This window comes from Variovorax sp. Soil_C_26 (genome assembly GCF_057657075.1).
Genome location: NZ_JBDGJC010000002.1, coordinates 517,637 through 535,182, shown reverse-complemented (window position 1 = coordinate 535,182; position 17,546 = coordinate 517,637). Strand labels below are relative to the sequence as shown.

At 69.6% G+C, this 17,546-nt stretch carries 16 protein-coding genes; 7 read left to right on the top strand and 9 right to left on the bottom strand.

The annotated features are described in order from the left end of the window. The first annotated feature begins 11 nt into the window (after positions 1-11). From AC3A6G_RS08030 to AC3A6G_RS08005, 6 genes are read left to right on the top strand one after another with little or no spacing between them, the layout of a single operon-like run. Positions 12-1,601, top strand: coding sequence for an ABC transporter substrate-binding protein (locus AC3A6G_RS08030; RefSeq protein WP_487873491.1), 1,590 nt, complete (start codon positions 12-14; stop codon positions 1,599-1,601). Positions 1,602-1,618: 17 nt separating this feature from the next. Beyond that, positions 1,619-2,554, top strand: coding sequence for an ABC transporter permease (locus tag AC3A6G_RS08025; protein WP_487873490.1), 936 nt, complete (start codon positions 1,619-1,621; stop codon positions 2,552-2,554). A gap of 27 nt (positions 2,555-2,581) precedes the next feature. Beyond that, positions 2,582-3,475 (top strand): ABC transporter permease, encoded by an 894-nt coding sequence (locus tag AC3A6G_RS08020; protein WP_487859738.1) that lies wholly within the window; start codon positions 2,582-2,584, stop codon positions 3,473-3,475. Between the two features lie 17 nt (positions 3,476-3,492). Further along, positions 3,493-4,530 carry an ABC transporter ATP-binding protein gene (locus AC3A6G_RS08015; RefSeq protein WP_487859737.1) on the top strand — a complete coding sequence of 346 codons (1,038 nt, stop codon included), beginning with the start codon at positions 3,493-3,495 and terminating at the stop codon, positions 4,528-4,530. Further along, on the top strand, positions 4,527-5,516 hold the full coding sequence (locus tag AC3A6G_RS08010; RefSeq protein WP_487859736.1) for an ABC transporter ATP-binding protein: 990 nt from the start codon (positions 4,527-4,529) through the stop codon (positions 5,514-5,516). Before AC3A6G_RS08015 ends, AC3A6G_RS08010 begins: the two co-directional genes overlap by 4 nt. Before the next feature lie 16 nt (positions 5,517-5,532). After that, positions 5,533-6,999, top strand: a complete 1,467-nt coding sequence (locus tag AC3A6G_RS08005) for an N-acyl-D-amino-acid deacylase family protein (RefSeq protein ID WP_487859735.1) — start codon at positions 5,533-5,535, stop codon at positions 6,997-6,999. A gap of 9 nt (positions 7,000-7,008) precedes the next feature. Here AC3A6G_RS08005 and AC3A6G_RS08000 read toward each other — a convergent pair whose 3' ends face one another. From AC3A6G_RS08000 to AC3A6G_RS07980, 5 genes are all read right to left on the bottom strand, one after another. Beyond that, positions 7,009-7,221, bottom strand: a complete 213-nt coding sequence (locus AC3A6G_RS08000) for a hypothetical protein (RefSeq protein ID WP_487859734.1) — start codon at positions 7,219-7,221, stop codon at positions 7,009-7,011. A 95-nt stretch (positions 7,222-7,316) separates the two neighbouring features. Then, positions 7,317-8,210: a ZIP family metal transporter gene (locus AC3A6G_RS07995; protein WP_487859733.1), complete on the bottom strand. Its 894-nt coding sequence runs from the start codon at positions 8,208-8,210 to the stop codon at positions 7,317-7,319. 112 nt (positions 8,211-8,322) lie between these two features. Beyond that, positions 8,323-9,234, bottom strand: coding sequence for a dienelactone hydrolase family protein (locus AC3A6G_RS07990; RefSeq protein ID WP_487859732.1), 912 nt, complete (start codon positions 9,232-9,234; stop codon positions 8,323-8,325). An 80-nt stretch (positions 9,235-9,314) separates the two neighbouring features. Beyond that, on the bottom strand, positions 9,315-10,082 hold the full coding sequence (locus AC3A6G_RS07985; protein WP_487859731.1) for an aspartate/glutamate racemase family protein: 768 nt from the start codon (positions 10,080-10,082) through the stop codon (positions 9,315-9,317). Positions 10,083-10,102: 20 nt separating this feature from the next. Then, a complete protein-coding gene (locus AC3A6G_RS07980) occupies positions 10,103-10,984 on the bottom strand; it encodes a transporter substrate-binding domain-containing protein (RefSeq protein ID WP_487859730.1) in 882 nt (293 codons plus the stop codon). Positions 10,985-11,239: 255 nt separating this feature from the next. On the opposite strand from AC3A6G_RS07980, the gene AC3A6G_RS07975 reads away from it, so the two are divergent. Further along, a complete protein-coding gene (locus AC3A6G_RS07975; protein WP_487863415.1) occupies positions 11,240-12,469 on the top strand; it encodes a D-amino acid dehydrogenase in 1,230 nt (409 codons plus the stop codon). On the opposite strand, the gene AC3A6G_RS07970 is transcribed toward AC3A6G_RS07975, so the two are convergent. The 4 genes from AC3A6G_RS07970 to AC3A6G_RS07955 form a co-directional block, all read right to left on the bottom strand. Next, positions 12,399-13,961 carry a PepSY domain-containing protein gene (locus AC3A6G_RS07970; RefSeq protein ID WP_487873489.1) on the bottom strand — a complete coding sequence of 521 codons (1,563 nt, stop codon included), beginning with the start codon at positions 13,959-13,961 and terminating at the stop codon, positions 12,399-12,401. The genes AC3A6G_RS07975 and AC3A6G_RS07970 overlap by 71 nt on opposite strands. Before the next feature lie 14 nt (positions 13,962-13,975). After that, on the bottom strand, positions 13,976-16,147 hold the full coding sequence (locus tag AC3A6G_RS07965; RefSeq protein WP_487873488.1) for a TonB-dependent receptor: 2,172 nt from the start codon (positions 16,145-16,147) through the stop codon (positions 13,976-13,978). 127 nt (positions 16,148-16,274) lie between these two features. Beyond that, complete coding sequence (locus AC3A6G_RS07960) at positions 16,275-16,631, bottom strand: DUF2946 family protein (RefSeq protein ID WP_487859726.1); 357 nt, start codon at positions 16,629-16,631, stop codon at positions 16,275-16,277. Between the two features lie 9 nt (positions 16,632-16,640). Continuing rightward, entirely contained in the window at positions 16,641-17,543 is a 903-nt protein-coding gene (locus tag AC3A6G_RS07955) for a LysR family transcriptional regulator (RefSeq protein ID WP_487859725.1), read from the bottom strand. Positions 17,544-17,546 lie beyond the last annotated feature (3 nt).

Here is a 17,546-nt window from a genome sequence, read left to right as displayed (position 1 = left end):
GAGTACCGACCATGAAACGACGAACGCTCGCAGTCCACGCTGCTGCTGTTGCCCTGGCGCTTTCCGCCGCGTGCCTGCCGGCGCTGGCACAGGCACCCGCGAACAAGACACTCAAGGTGGTCGCGCATGCGGATCTGAAGATCCTCGACCCGACCTTCACCACCGCCTACATCTCGCGCAACTTCGGCTACATGGTGTACGACACCCTGTTCGCGCAGGATGCGTCGGGCAAGCCGCAGCCGCAGATGGTCGAGAAATACACGGTCTCGAAGGACGGCAAGGCCTGGAACTTCACGCTGCGCGAGGGCCTCAAGTTCTCCGACGGCAGCGCCGTCACCTCGGCCGACGCGGTGGCCTCGCTGCAGCGCTGGGCCGCGCGCGACAGCCTCGGCCGTGCCATGACCGCGGTCGGCGCCGAGTGGAAGGCCACCGATGCGCGCAGCTTCACGCTCACGCTCGCCGAGCCCTTCGGCATGGTGCTCGATGCGCTCGCCAAGCCCTCGGGCTTTCCGCCGGTGGTGCTGCCCGAGCGGCTCGCGAAGATGTCGGCGACCGCGCCGCTGTCCGAGGTGCTGGGCTCGGGCCCGTTCGTCTTCAAGCGCGATGAATGGGTGCCGGGCAACAAGGCGGTGTTCGTGCGCAATCCGCACTACGTGGCGCGCAGCGAGCCGCCCAACGGCCTCGCGGGCAGCAAGAAGCCGCACTTCGACCGCATCGAGTGGCTCTACCTGCCCGATTCCAACAGCGCCATCGCGGCGCTCAAGCGCGGCGAGGTCGACCTCGTCGAGCAGTTGCAGCCCGACTACATCGCGCCGCTGCGCACCGACAGCAGCATCAAGATCGGCTCGGGCGGCGCCTACCAGGGCTTCCTGGTCATGAACCAACTGCATCCCCCGTTCAACAACCCGAAGGTGCGCCAGGCGCTGCTCGCAGCGGTGAACCAGGAGCGCTTCGTCGCGGCCATGGGCTATCCGCTCGACATGCGCATGGCCTATTGCCCCACCTTCTTCATCTGCGGCAGCCCGAACGAGACCGCGGCCGGTGCCGAGCCCTACCGCAAATCCGACGTCGCCAAGGCCAAGAAGATGCTGGCCGACGCGGGCTACAAGGGCGAGAAGGTGGTGCTGCTGGTGCCGAGCGACGTGCCTTACCTCAACGCCGAGGCGCTGATGGCCGCCCAGACCATGAAGAGCATCGGCATCAACGTCGATGCGCAGAACCTCGACTGGGCTTCCATCGGCGCGCGCCGCGCCAAGCGCGATGCGCCCGAGGCCGGCGGCTGGAACATGTACGTGACGGTGGCCGGCGAGTTCGACGTCAACTCGCCGATCAGCAACGCCTACCTGGGTGCAGCCTGCGGCAACACGCTGCCGGGCTGGCCGTGCGACAAGCCGCTCGACGAGCTGCGCACCGCCTGGCTGAAGGAAACCGTGCCCGCCAAGCGGAAGGAGCTGCTCGACGCCTTCCAGGTCCGCGCCTACGAGGCGGTGCCCTACATCAACGCCGGTCAGTACTCGGCCGCCTTCGCCGCGCGTGCCGACCTCAAGGGACTCGACAAGCTCTGGGCCGGCATGCCGATGTTCTGGGCGCTCAGCCGATAGGCAACGCAGGCACCGCCATGGGCTACATCGTTCGACGCGTCATCGCGACGCTTCCCGTCATGGCGGTGGTCGCCGTCGTGGTGTTCCTGCTGATCCACCTGTCGCCGGGCGATCCGGCCGCGCTGATCGCGGGCGACCTCGCGAGCGTCGAAGACATCGAGAAGCTGCGCACCGCGCTCGGGCTCGATCTGCCGCTGTGGCAGCAGTTCGTGCTGTGGCTCGGCAAGCTCTTCACCGGCGACCTCGGCACCTCGATCTTCACGCAGGTGCCGGTGTCGCAACTGCTGGGCCAGCGGCTGGAGCCCACGGTCTCGATCGCTGCGCTCACCATGCTGATCACGCTCGTGGTTGCGGTGCCGCTGGGCACGCTCGCGGCCTACCGCGCGGGCACCTGGGTCGACCGCCTCGTGATGCTGTTCGCGGTGCTCGCGTTCTCGGTGCCGGTGTTCCTCGTCGGCTATCTGCTGATCTATGCCTTCGCGATCCAGCTGCCGTGGTTTCCGGTGCAGGGCTACGTGCGCTTCGCCGACGGGCCCAGCGAATGGCTGCGCTCGCTGGTGCTGCCGTGCGTGAACCTCGCGCTGGTGTACATCGCGCTCGTGACGCGCATGACGCGCGCCACCGTGCTCGAGGTGCTGCATGAAGACTACATCCGCACCGCGCGCGCCAAGGGCCTCGGCGTGCTGCCCGTGCTCGGGCATGCGCTGCGCAACGCGGCGATCCCGATCGCCACCACCGTCGGTGTCGGCATCGCGCTGCTGATCGGCGGCGTGGTGGTCACCGAGACCGTGTTCGCCATTCCGGGCGTGGGCCGGCTGGTGATCGATTCGGTGCAGCGCCACGACTACCCGGTGATCCAGAGCGTGCTGCTGCTGTCGGCCGGCGTGTACGTGCTGATCAACCTGTTGATCGACCTGAGCTACCGGTTCTTCGATCCGCGCATCAGTTACTAGCCCACCGTGATGTCCAGCATCCTTCCGATGAACGAACACACCCTGCCCGCGGCGCCTGCCGCTGCCATGCCCGACGAGGCGCCCTTCGTGCCGCCGCGCTGGCGCTGGGCGCGCAAGCACCCGACGCTGATCGTCGGCGCGCTGCTGCTGATCGCCGTGGCCGTGCTGTCGATCGCCGCACCGTGGATCGCCACCCACGATCCGCAGGACATCGATCCGCTCGCGCGCATGCAGCCGCCGTCGGCCGAGCACTGGTTCGGTACCGACGCGCTCGGTCGCGACGTGTTCAGCCGCGCGGTGTGGGGCGGGCAGGTGTCGATGATCGTCGGCGCTGCAGTGGCCGCGCTGGCCACCGTGTTCGGTGTGCTGATCGGCCTGTTCGCGGGCTTCGTGCGCTGGGCCGACGGGCCCGTGATGCGCGTGATGGACGGGCTCATGGCCATCCCCGGCATCCTGCTGGCGATCGCGCTCATGGCCGTGACGCGCGCGAGCCTCACGACGGTGATCGTCGCCATCACCGTGCCCGAGATCCCGCGCGTGGTGCGGCTGGTGCGCTCGCTCGCGCTCACGCTGCGCGAACAGCTCTACGTGGAAGCCGCGCACGCCGTGGGCACGCGCCTGCCGTTGATCCTGTTTCGCCACGTGCTGCCCAACATGGTGGCGCCGCTGATCGTGCAATCGACCTTCGTCGCGGCCGCGGCGGTGCTGACCGAGGCCGCTCTCTCGTTCCTGGGCGTGGGCGTGCCCGCGCAGACGCCGAGCTGGGGCAACATGATGGCCGAGGGCCGCAACTTCGTGGCGGTGGCGTTCCACATCATCCTGTACCCGGGGCTGCTGCTGGCCGCGACGGTGCTGGCGATCAACCTGCTGGGCGACGGCTTGCGCGATGCGCTCGATCCGCGCCTGGCGCGGCAACTGTAGAAAGTGGGAAGAGCGCCATGAAGCCGATGTCCCATGTGGCCCTCGCCCCCGGCGAGCCCCTGCTCGAGGTCGACGAGCTGCGCACGCACTTCCACACGTTGAATGGCGTGGTGCGTTCGGTCGATGGCGTCTCGTACACGGTGCGCGCGGGCCGAACGCTCGGCGTGGTCGGCGAGTCGGGCTGCGGCAAGAGCGTGACCGCGCTGTCGATCCTGCGGCTCGTGCCCACGCCGCCCGGGCGCCATATGGGTTCTGTGCGCCTGCGCGGCACCGACCTGATGCAGCTGAGCGAGCGCGAGATGCGGCAGATCCGCGGCAACCGCATCTCGATGATCTTCCAGGAGCCGATGACCTCGCTGAACCCGGTGCTCACCGTGGGCCGGCAGATCGCCGAGACGGTGCAGCTGCACCAGAAGGCGACCCGCACCCAGGCGATGCAGCGCGCGGTCGAGATGCTGCGCGTGGTGCAGATCCCCGAGCCCGAGCGGCGCGTGAACGAATACCCGCACCAGCTGTCGGGCGGCATGCGGCAGCGCGTGATGATCGCGCTGGCGCTGGCCTGCAACCCCGAGGTGCTGATCGCCGACGAGCCCACCACCGCGCTCGACGTGACGATCCAGGCGCAGATCCTCGACCTCATCAAGCGGCTGCAGAAGGAACTCGGCATGGGCGTGGTGATGATCACGCACGACCTCGGTGTGGTGGCCGAAAGCTGCGACCGCGTGGTGGTGATGTACGCCGGCAAGAAGGTCGAGGAAGCCGACGTGATCGACCTGTTCGACCGGCCGCTGCATCCGTACACGCGGGCGCTGATGGCCTCGATGCCCGCAATGAACACGGCGCGTGCGCGGCTCAGCGAGATCCCGGGCCTGGTGCCCGCTGCGCACGAACTGGGGCGCGGTTGCGCCTTCGCCGCCCGCTGCAGCCACGCGCGCGAGCGCTGCCGCACCGAGGCGCCGCGGCTCGCGCCGCAGGGCGGCGACCACGAGGTGGCCTGCTTCGCCGTCGAGGAACGCTGGGACCAGCCCGCCGATGCCGTGGAGGTGAGCGCATGACGACGACCGACAGCGCGCCGCTGCTCCAGGTACGCAACCTGCGCAAGCACTACATCTCGCCCAAGCGCTGGCTGCGACCCGCTCAGCCGGCGATCCAGGCAGTCGACGGCGTCTCGTTCTCGGTCGCGCGCGGCGAGACGCTCTCGCTGGTCGGCGAGTCGGGTTGCGGCAAGACGACGACGGCCAAGTCGGTGATGCGGCTGGTCGAGCCGACCTCGGGCTCGGTGGCGCTCGAGGGCGAAGAGCTGCTGACGCTCTCGGCCAACGAGATGCGGCTGCGCCGCAGGCAACTGCAGATCATCTTCCAGGACCCGTACGCCTCGCTGAACCCCCGCCTGGCGGCCGGCGAGATCGTGGCCGAGCCGTTGCGCAACTTCGGCATGGGTGCCGCCGCCGAGCGGCGTGAGCGCGTGCAGTGGCTGTTCTCGCGCGTGGGGCTGCGGCCCGAAGCGGCCAGCAAGTTTCCGCACGAGTTCTCGGGCGGCCAGCGGCAGCGGCTGGGCATTGCGCGCGCGCTCGCGCTCAACCCGAAGCTCATCGTCTGCGACGAGCCCGTGTCGGCGCTCGACGTGTCGGTGCAGGCGCAGGTGGTGAACCTGCTGATGGACCTGCAGGCGGAGTTCGGCATCGCCTACCTGTTCGTCGCGCACGACCTGGCCGTGGTGCGGCACATCAGCCACCGCGTGGCGGTGATGTACCTCGGGCACATCGTCGAGATCGCCGACCGCGACACGCTGTTCTCGACGCCGCTGCATCCCTACACCGAGATTCTTCTTTCGGCGGTGCCGGTGCCCAATCCGCGCACGCCCGCGCGCCGGATGCTGCTGCAGGGCGATCCGCCGAGCCCCGCAAACCCGCCCTCCGGCTGCCGCTTCCATACGCGCTGCCCGATGGCGCAGGCGGTCTGCAAGGAAAAGACGCCCGAACTGGGCGAGCGCCCTTCGTCATCGGCCGGCGGCCATTGGGTCGCCTGCCACTTCCGCTGAAGAAACGACCTCACCGATGACCGATAAGCCCCCCCACTACGAGCTGCTGATCCGCGGCGGCACCGTGATCGACGGCACCAAGGCGCCGCGTTTCGATGCCGACGTCGGCATCGCGGGCGGCCGCATCGCCGCCATCGGCCAGCTCGCGGGCCACACGGCCGACCGCGTGCTCGACGCCACCGGCCGCATCGTCGCGCCGGGCTTCATCGACTCGCACACGCACGACGACCAGGCCGTGCTGTCGCAGGCGCAGATGCCGTTCAAGGTGTCGCAGGGCGTCACGACCGTGGTGGCCGGCAATTGCGGCATCAGCGCTGCACCGCTTCGGCCCGACATGGACCTGCCGATGCCGCTGAGCCTGCTCGAGGCGCCCGCCGAAGGCCGCTTCACCAGCTTCACGGCCTACCTCGACGCGCTGCGCGCCGCGCCCTCATCGGTGAACGTGGCCGCGATGGTCGGCCATTCGACGCTGCGCGCGGTGGTGATGTCCGACCTCGACCGCGCCGCGACCGCAGAGGAAATCTCGGCGATGCAGGCGCTGGTCGAAGAAGCGATGCAGGCCGGCGCGATCGGCCTGTCGACCGGCACCTTCTACCCGCCCGCGACGAAGGCGACGACCGAGGAGATCATCGAGGTCGCACGCCCGCTCACCGCCCGCAAGGCGCTCTACGTGACGCACATGCGCGACGAAGGCGACCGCGTGATGGAATCGCTCGAGGAGACCTTCCACATCGGGCGCGCGCTCGGCATTCCGGTGGTGGTGTCGCACCACAAGGTGCAGAACGCGCAGAACTTCGGCCGCACGAAGGTCACGCTTCCTTTCATCCAGCAGGCGATGCAGCACCAGTGCATCGGGCTCGACTGCTATCCGTACACCGCAGGCTCCACCATGATCCGTACCGACCGGGGCATGCTCGACGGCCGCGTGCTGATCGCCTCGAGCGTGCCGCACCCCGAGTGCGCGGGCCGCGACCTGAAGGACATCGCCGCCGACTGGGGCGTGCCGGCCGAAGAAGCGGCAAAGCGCCTGCTGCCCGGCAGTGCGATCTATTTCATGATGGACGAGGACGACGTGCAGCGCGTGCTGGCGTTCGACGAAACCATGATCGGCTCCGACGGCATTCCGCTAGGCGAGAAGCCGCATCCGCGGCTCTGGGGCACCTTCCCGCGCGTGCTAGGCCACTACAGCCGCGACATCGGCCTGTTCCCGCTGGAGACGGCGGTGTGGAAGATGACCGGGCTCACCGCGCGCAACTTCGGTTTGACCGAACGCGGCACACTGGCGCCGGGCCACCATGCCGACGTGGTGATCTTCGATGCCGCCACGGTGCGCGACACCGCGAGCTACGCAGCGCCGGCGCAGCCAGCCGAGGGCATCGACGTGGTGATCGTGAACGGCGCCGTCACCTGGCAGCACGGCGTGCACAGCGGGGCGCGCAACGGGCAGGTGATCGTGCGGCGGGACGCGGCAGCGGCGCGTTAGTTGGGCGGGTTAGTCGGGCGCGTTCATCACGCGCGCGAATTCCTCGTCGGCCGGCACGTTGTCGGCATCGAGATCGCTGGCGTCCGTGAGGTCGAGGCCGGCCTCGGAGAGATCGTCGCCCGCTTCGGATTCCATTTCCTCGAAATCGTCGACCGGCGAGTCGTCTTCATCTTCGTTCGATGGCGGCGGGGCGGAACGCTTGTGGGCGTCGACGTGCTTCATGATCGGCTCCTCGGCGAAGGGAATGGACGAAACAATCGCGAGCCCCGATGGTGCGCCTGTTTCGGGATTGCGCCAAATCCCCGCCGGCCGCGGATTCAGTCCTTGTGTCCGGGCTCGCCGTGCGTGCCGTGGTCATGGCCCTCGTGGCCATGTTCCTCATGTCCCTGGGCATGCCCATGCGCATGGTCGCCGTGGGCCAGCCCGCTCACGAGCGCGACCAGCAGGATGCCCACCGCAAGCCAGGCCACCTGGGCCGCGGTCTGCCGTGCGCCCAGGCGCTTCTGCAGTTGCGGAATCAGGTCGGCCAGCGCCACATAGACGAAGCTGCTGCTCGCCAGCACCAGGAAATACGGCAGCCAGTCCTTGAGCTGGTCGACCAGCCACCATCCCGCGATGCCGCCGAGCATCGTCATGGTGCCCGCAAGCGACACCTTGACGAGTGCAGCGCGCGGGTTGGCCGAGGTCTGCCGCAGCACGACCAGGTCGCCGATGTGGTGCGGCACCTCGTGCGCGAGCACCGCCACGGCCGCCACGAGGCCCAGGCGCATGTCGGCAACGAAGGCCGATGCGATCAGGATGCCGTCGCCGAAGCAGTGCACGCTGTCGCCGGTCAGCACGGCCCAGCCGCCGCCCGCGCGCGGGGCATGCGCGTGGTCGTGATCGTGGCCATGCGCGTGGTGATGGCCGCCATGTTGGTGATGCTCGTGGCCGTGGTGCCAGAGCTCGGCCTTGTCGAGCAGAAAGAAGAACACGATCCCGAACAGCAGCACGCCGAACAGGAGCGCGGGCGCGATGCGGCTCTCGAAGGCCTCGGGCAGCAGGTGCATGAAGGCGGTCGCGAGCAGCGCGCCCGCGGCGAGGCTCAATAGGTGCTGCGGATTCACGCCGCCCGAGCCGCTGCGCACGCCCACGCGCAGCAACCCTGCGGCGAGCCACACGCTTCCGATGCCGGCAACCAGGGTCGCCACGATGATCACTATCAAATTCATAGCTGCTTGCGCAAGGTCGATGGGCGCATGCGCCCGATGTCGTTCATCAACAAATAAACGGAAAAGGCCGTCACGCGGACGGCCTTCGGCAGTGGTTGGCTACTGGCGATCGTCAGGCGACGCCATTGGCTTTGAACCAGGCCGAGGCGCGCTGCCATCCGTCGTCGGCTGCGCTCTTGACGTAGCTCGGGCGGTAGTCGGCATGGAACGCGTGGCCTGCTTCGGGGTACACGACGAAGCTCGAGGCCTTGGCAGCCGGGGTTCCGGTCGCCAGGGCGGCCTTCATCTTATCAACCGTGTCAAGGGGGATGCCCTGGTCCTTGCCGCCATAGAGGCCGAGCACCGGCGCCTGCAGGCTGGCGGCCACGTCGACCGGGTGCCTGGGCGTCAGTTCGCTCGCGTTGCCGACGAGCCGGCCGTACCACGCCACGCCCGCCTTGACCTTGCCGGTGGCGGCATAGAGCCAGGTGATGCGGCCGCCCCAGCAGAAGCCGGTGATGCCCGCCTTGCTGGTGTCGCCGCCGTTGGCCGCGGCATAGGCGAGTGCGCCGTCGAGGTCGGCCATGACCTGCGCATCGGGCACCTTCGAGACGATGTCGGCCTGCAGCTTGGGGATGTCGGTGTAGCCGCGCGGGTCGCCCTGGCGCGCATAGAACTCGGGTGCGATCGCCAGATAGCCGAGCTTCGCGAGGCGGCGGCAGGTGTCGGCGATGTACTCGTGCACGCCGAAGATCTCCTGCACCACGAGGATCACCGGCAGCCCGGTCTTGCCGGCCGGCGCGGCGGCATAGCCGGGCACCTCGAAGCCGTTGACGGTGTACTTGATCGGGCCGGCCTTCAGGCCCTCGGCCGAGGTGCTGACGGTGCTCTGCGCCATCACCGGCATGACGGCGGCGGCATAGCCCACGCCGATCGCGGCCTTGAGCGCGGTGCGGCGCGTGGCGCCCTGCTCGGTGCTCTCGCCGGGGCGCAGCGAATCGAATTCGGATCGGAGGTCGGAACGGCTGTCGTCGCGAAGGGACATGGGAGGGGCTCCAGTGGGTTCGTCGAACAGAAGGGGCATGCGGACCAGGCTCTGGAACGCACGCCGCAATGTAGGCGAAATCAGGCCGGCCCGACTGACGGCAGGGTTGTCCAGCCGCGGTAGGCGCGCCGCGCCAACGCGTCGGCGAGCACCTGCGCCGGATCGACCAGGGCGAGGCCCGCCACGGCCGCCGAGCCCTGCAGCCCGAGCGGCACCTCGGTGCAGCCCATGATGATGGTGACCGGCCCGTGCCGCTCGGCGAGCCGCAGCGCCACCTGCGAGAAGCATTGCTCGGCGAGCGGCATGTTGCCCGCCTTGACGCCGTCGAAGATGCCCCGTGTGATGGCGCGGCGTTCGTCGGCGAGCGGCACGTGGCATTCGAGCCCCGCCTCGGCCAGCGCCTGTTCGTAGAGGCGCACGCGGTAGGTGCCCTCGGTGGCCATCAGCGCCACCTTGCCCACGTTGTGCGCGGCCAGGTGCAGCGCCACCTCGCGCGCCATGTGCAGCAGTTCCACCTGCGGAAAGCGCTCCTGCAGCTTGGCGTGCCAGGCATGCGCCGTGTTGCAGGCGATGGCCACGGCCTGGCTGCCGAGCGCGGCCAGGCGCCCGAGCGCCTGCAGCATCGGCTCGAGCGGCTGGTGCGCGCCGCTGTCGGGCGAGCCGAGCGCCTGCGTGCGGTCGGGCACCGGCACCTGCGCGAGCCAGTGCTCGGGAAAGGACTGGTCCCGCACCGGCAGCCCGCGCGCGCGCATCTGCCCGGCACAGGCCTCGACGAAGAGCCGCACGAAGTCGGCCCCCGCCGCCGGGCCCATGCCGCCCAGGATGCCGACGACGTTGGGGGAAGCCATGCCGCGTGCGCCTTGCCCGATCAGGTCGCCGGCTTGTCGCTCGGGTTCGCGATGTTGTCCTTGAGCTGCTGGTTCATCGGCAGGTTCAGCGGCACGTTGCGCGGCGGGATCGGCGACATGAACCACTTGGTGTAGAGCTTCTCGAACTCGCCGCTCTTCATCATGCCGGTGAAGGTGTCGTCCACGAGCTTCTTGAAGGCCGGGTCGTCCTTGGGCAGCATGCAGGCATAGGGCTCGACCTGCAGCGCGTCGCCCACCACCTCGTAGTCGGCCGGGTTCTTGGCGTTGGCGATCAGGCCGAACAGCAGGATGTCGTCCATCGCGAAAGCCACCGCGCGATTGCTTTCGACGAGCAGGAAGGCATCGGCGTGGTCCTTTCCGAGCACGATGTCCATGTCGAGGTTCTTCTCGGCGTTGTACTTGCGCATGACCAGCGCGTTGGTGGTGCCGGTGGTGCTCGCCACCGTCTTCTTGGCGAGGTCGGCGTAGTTCGTGATCTTCGACGACTTCTTCGCCAGCAGCCGCGTGCCCGTGTAGAAATGGTTGACGGCAAAAGCCACGTCCTTGCCGCGCGCGGTGTTGTTGGTGGTGGAGCCGCACTCCAGGTCGACCGTGCCGTTGGTGATCAGCGGGATGCGGTTCTGCGAGGTCACCGACATGAGCCCGACCTGCAGGTCCGGCTTGTTGAGCTTCTTCTTGACCGCCTCGACCACGGCGTTCGAAAGCTCGACCGAGAAGCCGATCGGCTTGTTCCCGTCCAGGTAGCTGAAGGGCACCGACGACTCGCGGTAGGCGAGCGTGATCTTGCCGGAGGCGGCGATCTTGGCCAGCGTGTCGGCGGCCTGGACGCCGGTGGCGGTGAGCGTCACCAGGGCGGCGGCCATCAAAGCGGAGAGTTTCATGCGTGCCTTCTTCAGTGGGTTGAACGGAGCGGCCAGTGTAAGAAGGAGTGACACACCGCGACAATTCCAAATGAACCCTAGGCCATACCCAAAGGTTATGGGTACCTGGCAGGCCAGCCATGCGGTTTGGCTATGGGGCGCGGCGCTTTTGGCATTTCCGGCACGGCCGAGGCGCACCTACATTCGTCGTTCCGGTTCGTTCTTCTGCTTTCTGTCTTCTCCGTTGTTCCCGTCTTCCTTCCTGAAAGTTGCCTGATGCATGTGTGTGTGCTCGGCGCCGGCATCGTGGGCCTGGCGACCGCCTGGCAGCTCGAGCGCCAGGGCCACGAGGTCACGGTCATCGACCGTGCCGCCCCCGGTGCGGGGGCGAGCGGCGGCAACGGCGCGCAGCTCAGCTACTCGTACGTGCAGCCGCTGGCCGACCCGTCGATCTGGAAGCAGCTGCCCAAGCTGCTGCTGTCGCCCACCTCGCCGCTCAAGCTGCGGCCGCAGCTCGATCCGCTGCAGTGGCGCTGGGGCCTCGCCTTCCTGGCGGCCTGCAATGCCCCGACCTCGCGCGACACAACCGCCCGGCTGCTGGCGCTGGCCGCACTGAGCCGCACCGGGTTCGAGGCGATGCAGGCCGATGTGTCGCCCGATTGCGACTTCTCCGCCACCGGCAAGCTGGTGCTCTATGCGAGCGAGGCCTCGCTCGCGGGCGCGCACGCGCAGCTCGAACTGCAGCGCACGATGGGCAGCGAACAGCGCATCGTCACGCCCGACGAGTGCATCGCGATCGAACCCGCGCTGGCCGGCTACCGCGACCGGATGGCCGGTGCGGTGTACACGCCGAGCGAATGCGCGGCCGATTGCCTGAAGGTGTGCGCCGAGCTGATGCGCGTGCTCGAAGCGCGCGGCGTGCGCTTTCTGCTCGGCACCGATGTGCATGGCTTCGTGCAGCACGGCGGCCGCGTGGCCGCGGTGCAGACGAGCGCGGACGCGATCGAGGCCGATGCCTTCGTGATGGCGCTGGGCACGGCCTCGCACCGGCTCGGCCGCGCGCTCGGCGCATACCTGCCGGTGTACCCGCTCAAGGGCTACAGCATCACGGTCGAGGTCGACCCGGCGCCCGGCGCCGCGCCGCACGTGAACGTGACCGACAGCGCACGCAAGGTGGTGTTCGCGCGCATCGGCTCGCGGCTGCGCGTGGCGGGCATGGCCGAGCTCGTGGGCCACGACGCGAGCATTCCGGCCACGCGCATCGAGACGCTCGCGGCAGCCACGCGCGCGCTGTTCCCGCACGCCAGCCGGCTCGCGGAACTGCACCCCTGGACCGGCATGCGGCCGGCCACCCCCACGGGGCTGCCGATCATCGGTCGGCTCGCCGGCGCGCCGTCGAACATGCTGTTCAACACCGGGCATGGCGCGCTGGGCTTCACGCTGGCGTTCGGCTCCGCGCTGCGGGTTGCCGAGGCGCTGGACGCCGCCCCGCCGTCGCCGTCCTGAGCTTGCGACCCAGGCGGCGCCAGCCGATGACGACGCCGGTCAGGCTCAGCAGCGCACCGCCAAGGCTCAGCGCGACCAGCACAAGATCCCAGAGCGGGCGCCGCTCGAGCAGCGGCAGCCAGTCCCAGCTGTGCAGCATCGCGAACAGCCAGCGGCTCAGGCGGCGCTGATTGTCGGAGCGGCCGAGCACCGCGCCGGTCTGCGGGTCGACATGCACCCAGGTGGCGTTCGCGTCGGCGAAGACCACGCGCCAGACGGGCAAGGGCTTCTCGTTGCCGCCCGTCATGGTGTGCGGATCGCGGGCGTAGTAATGGCTGTCGTAGGCGCGCAGCACCTCGACGCGCTCGACCTTGTCGGGCAATAGCCGCGCCACCGCACGCCGCAGCGCCTCGGCATCGACCGCCTGCGGCGCGGCATTGCGTGCGTCAAGCAATTGCGGGCGGCCGCCCGCCTGCTCGGCGCGCACCAGCGTGCGCCCGGCGACGCGCACCCAGCGCAGCTCGCGCACCCCGGTGCCGGCAGAAGCCAGCAGCGCCGCCGGCGCGGCGTCGTCCGCCGACGGTTCGAGCGGGCCGCCATTCATCGCCTCGGTGCGGAGCGCCGGTGCGCCGCTGTCGAAGATGCGCCACGGGTTCATCGACATGAGCCCGCTGAAAATCCACGTCAGCGTCACGAGCGCGAACAACAGCCCCGCGATGTGATGCCAGCGCATCATGCGTCCCTGATAGGGCGAATGCGAGCCGCTGCGGTGGTAGCTGCGGCGAAAGCGCCAGCGCATCAGGCCGACCGCGGTGCCGGTCAGCGTGAGCGCGATGCCCGCGATCGACAGCCAGTTGACGATGTCGGCCCAATACCGATCGAGCGCGGTGCCGCGCAGCGGATAGAGCCAGTGGATCCAGGCGCCGGCGTAGTTCCAGAGCCGCTCGGTGCGCGGCGCATCGCGCACCACTTCCCCGGTGCGCCCCGACACGTAGAGCCGCGTGGCCCCGGCATCGGCGAGATCGACCACCTGCAGCGGGCGGTGGGCATCGAGCGCGCGCGAATGCGTGAACGCGTCCTCGCCGATCGTGCCGCGGTGCTCGGCGGCCACGCCCTCGCCCGCCCGGCCCTCGCCCACATAAGCGCGCGCGCTCGCGAGTGCGCGCTCCCGGTCGACCTCGCGCAGCACGGCGCCCGTGCGTGCGTCGATCACCACCACCCCGCCGCGCGCCGCCGGCCCCGCCAGGTACACGGGGCGCCCGCCGCTCGCCGCCGCGAGCCGCAAGTCCTTCAGCGGCCCGGCGAGCCCCGCCGCGTCGAGCGCCTGCCGTGGCGCGAGCAGCGGCGCAGAAGCGTCGAGCACGGGCAGGTGCCGCAGCCGCTCGGCCTCGGTGAGCTTCGGATAGCCCACGTACATCATCACCACGCCCGAGACGAACCACATCGCGAAGAAGGCGCAGGCCAGCACGCCGAGCCAGCGGTGGACCAGGAACAACCAGCGCTTCCAGTGCATGGTGCGGCTCCGGTTCAGAAGGCCACGCGCACGGACACGTCCGCCGTGCGCGGCGCGCCGAGGTAGGCAAAGGTGCTGCCCACGTTCGTGGCATGGATGCGATCGGTCGCGTTGCGGATGCGGCCGACCAGCGTGACCGACCGGTTGAGCTTCCAGCTCAGGCCCAGGTCGAGCAGCGTGTAGCCGGGCCAGTGCAGCGTGTTGGCCGCGTCGGCATACACCTTGCCGACATGCCGCACGCCCACGCTGCCCTGCAGGTTGGGCGTGAACGCATACGACACCCAGAGGTTCGCCACCGTGGCCGGCGTGTTGGTCGGCGTGCGGCCGGCCAGTGACACGCCGCCCTGCGTGAAGCGCTCGTAGCGCGCATCCACATAGCTGAGGTTGCCCTGCAGCGACCATCGCGGCGTCGGCTGCAGCCCGACGGCCAGCTCGACCCCCTTGGACGACTGCTCGCCGACCAGCAGCGTGAGTGCGCTGTTGGCCGGGTCCTGCGCGGCGATGTTGTTGCGGCGGATGCCGTAGGCCGCGAGCGTGGCGCTGCCCTTGCCTTGCCAGAAGTCGAGCTTGGTGCCGACCTCCAGCTGACGTCCGGTGGTGAGTTCGCTGTTGTTGCGCACGTCGGCGAACGATGCGGTGGAGAGCACGCCCGAGGGCGGATCGGCCGCCGTCGCGTACTGCGCATAGAGGCTCGCGCCCGGTGCGACATCCCACACCAGGCCGATCCGCCCGGTCGTGGGCTTGTAGCCGCGGTGGAACGTGGCGGGATTCGACGCGTCGACCGTGCGGCGGTTCACCAGGTCGAGGTCGATGCGCTCGTGGCGCAGTGCCGTCACCAGATGCAGTGTCGGCGCCAGCGCGGTGCGGTTCTCCAGATAAAGCGCGGTGGTGCGCACCCGGTTGTCGCGGTCGGGCCGGAAGCCCGGCACCATGCCCGGCACCTCGAAGAAGCGCTCGGTCGCGAACAGGTAGGGGTCCACCGTGCTCACCGTACCCGGCAGGCTGTTCGGAAAGCGCGTCTGCCGGTTCTCGCTGAAATCCAGCCCGAACGACCAGTCGCTCTTCAGCCCGCCGAGCTGCCCTTTGTAGACGCCCTCGATGCGGTTGCCCCACACCGTGTGGTCGTGCTGCTGCAGCAGCGCGGCCGAGCGGACCACGGCCGTGTTCGACGGGTTGTAGCGGTAGCTCTCGACGTTGCGGTAGTCGCGCAGGGCGTCATAGGCATAGAAGGTGTTCTTCAGCTGCAGCGCGTCGGTGGCCTGCCATTCTGTGACCGAGCGCAGCCACTGCACGCGTTGCGCATAGCGGCCGTCGCTGCTGTTGTAGTTCTTGAAGCGGGTGGCGGGGTCGATGCGCATCGTGCCGGCCAGCGGGTTGAGCGCCGGCGTGCCCCAGTACGGCCGGTCGACCTGCTCGTCCTGGAATTCGTAGGCCAGCGTGTGCGTGAGGCCGCCGCCCAGATCCGACAGCAGCGAGGCCGCGAGCTGCGTGGCACGGCGCCTGGTGCCGTCGGTCCAGCCGTCGGCATCGCGGTGGTTCACGTCGATGCGCGCATGCTGGCTGCCCGGCCCGCCATCGCCCACAACGCGGCGGTTCAGGCCGAAAGAGGCCTCCCTGAGGTGCTCGGTGCCGAGCCGCAATTGCGCCTCGGCAAAGTCGTTGCCGCGCTCGGCGACCTTCGTGGTGTAGTTGACCGAGCCGCCCAGCGCGCCCGAGCCGAACAGAAAGCTCGAGGGTCCGCCGATGGCTTCGACGCGGTCGTAGATCCAGCTGTCGACCGGGCGCGCCGCAATCGAATACTGCACGCTGATGCCGTTGAAGAGCTGGCCGATCGAGTTGCTGCCGAAGCCGCGGTAGCTCACGCCAACGTTGCCCGGCGCGTCATGGGCGGTCACGCCCGGAATGGCGCGCAGGATCTCCTGCGTGTCCTGCGCGCCGCGCGCCTCGATCGCGGTGCGGTTCACCACCGTGACCGAGGCCGGCGTCTCGCGCGGCGTGAGGCCGAGCCGGCTCGCGGTGCCGGACGGAATATCGAGGTCGAGGCGGCCGTTCGCGCGCGGCGCCTCGTCGACCACCTCGATCGGTGGCAGCGTGGGCGCGCCGGCGGTCTGGGCGCGTGCGGGGGCGCTCGCGGCGCCGACAAGGGCAAGCAGCCCGAGCGTGGGAGCAAAAGGAAGGCGGAACATGGAATCTCTCTGGCCATCGGCGTGCGCGCGCAAGGAAGAAAGCGCAGACGCAGCGCCGGCCACGGAACGACCGGGAACCGCCACGCGCCCCAGGGCGGGCTGCGTCAGGCGGACGAAAGGCGGAAGTTCAGGAGAGCGCGGGCGGCCCGCGCGCCGGCAACGGCGCGGCCGTGGCTGCCGCGATGCGGGCAGCGGGAATCGATTGCAGCGCGCGGCCGAGCGGCAGCGGCGTGGGCAGCACGACCTGCACGGCGGCAGGCGGTGGCCCGGAGACCATGCACAGCGGGCAGTGCATGGCGGCCGCGTTCAATTCAGCCGGACCGTCGTCACCCTGCACGATGAGCTTGACGGTTCCGGCGGCGGAACAGATCAGCTCGATCGACTGCGGGTTGACCAGCGGCGAGGCCCCGGCCACCAGCAGCGAGCCCATGAACCACGCCAGCACCAGGCGGTGCAGGAAGCGGAGGGCTCGAAGGGCGTGCATGGGCCGGGATTATGCCGCCTGCTCGATGGCCTCGCGCATGCAGCGCGTGATGCCGCGCACCGCCACCGAGTCGGGCCGCCCCGCGAAGCGCAAGGCGCGCACCGGCACCGGAATGTGCGGCTCCAGCGCGAGCACGTCGACCTTGGCCGCGTCGGCCGAGCGCGCGGTGCAGCCGTCGACCAGCGCCACGCCCAGGCCGTGGTGCGCCATCGACAGCGCGGCGTGGTAGGTCTGCACCGTGACCACCGCCTGCTGGAAGCCCACGCCCGCCTGGCGGCAGGCTTGGCTCAGGCTGGTGCCCACCGGGTCGCGGCTGTCGAGGCCGATCACCGGCCGGTCGACCAGGTCGTGCAGCGCCACCGAACCGTTGCGCACCAATGCCCGCGGCAGCATGCCCTTGGGCGCGATGCACACCATGCGCGTGTCGGCGAGCGTCTCCTGCGTGAGCGACGGATGCACCGCGGGGCTGAAGACGAAGCCCACGTCGGCCTCCTGCAGCAACAGCGCCGACATGATCTGCGGCGAGTGCAGCGACTCGACGGTGATCGCATGGCCCGGGTGCTTCTCGCGGAAGGCCTTGAGCGCGCGCGGCAGGATTTCGTAGCTCAGCGCCAGCACGCTCAGGATGCGCAGTTCGCCCGTGTCGCTGCCCGCGCGCAGGTTCGACGCGAGGCGCTGCACCTCGTCGAGCTGCGCGAACAGCCGCTCGATGTGCGGGTACAGCGTGAGCGCCTCGGTGGTCGGCGTGAGCCGGCCCTTGGCGCGCTGGAACAGCGGAAAGCCCAGCTGCAGCTCGGCATGCTGCAAGGTGCGGCTCACCGCCGGCTGCGTGATGTTGATGAGCCGGGCCGCCGCACTCACGCTGCCCGTGAGCATGATCGCGTTGAAGACCTCGATGTGGCGCAGCCGCATCGC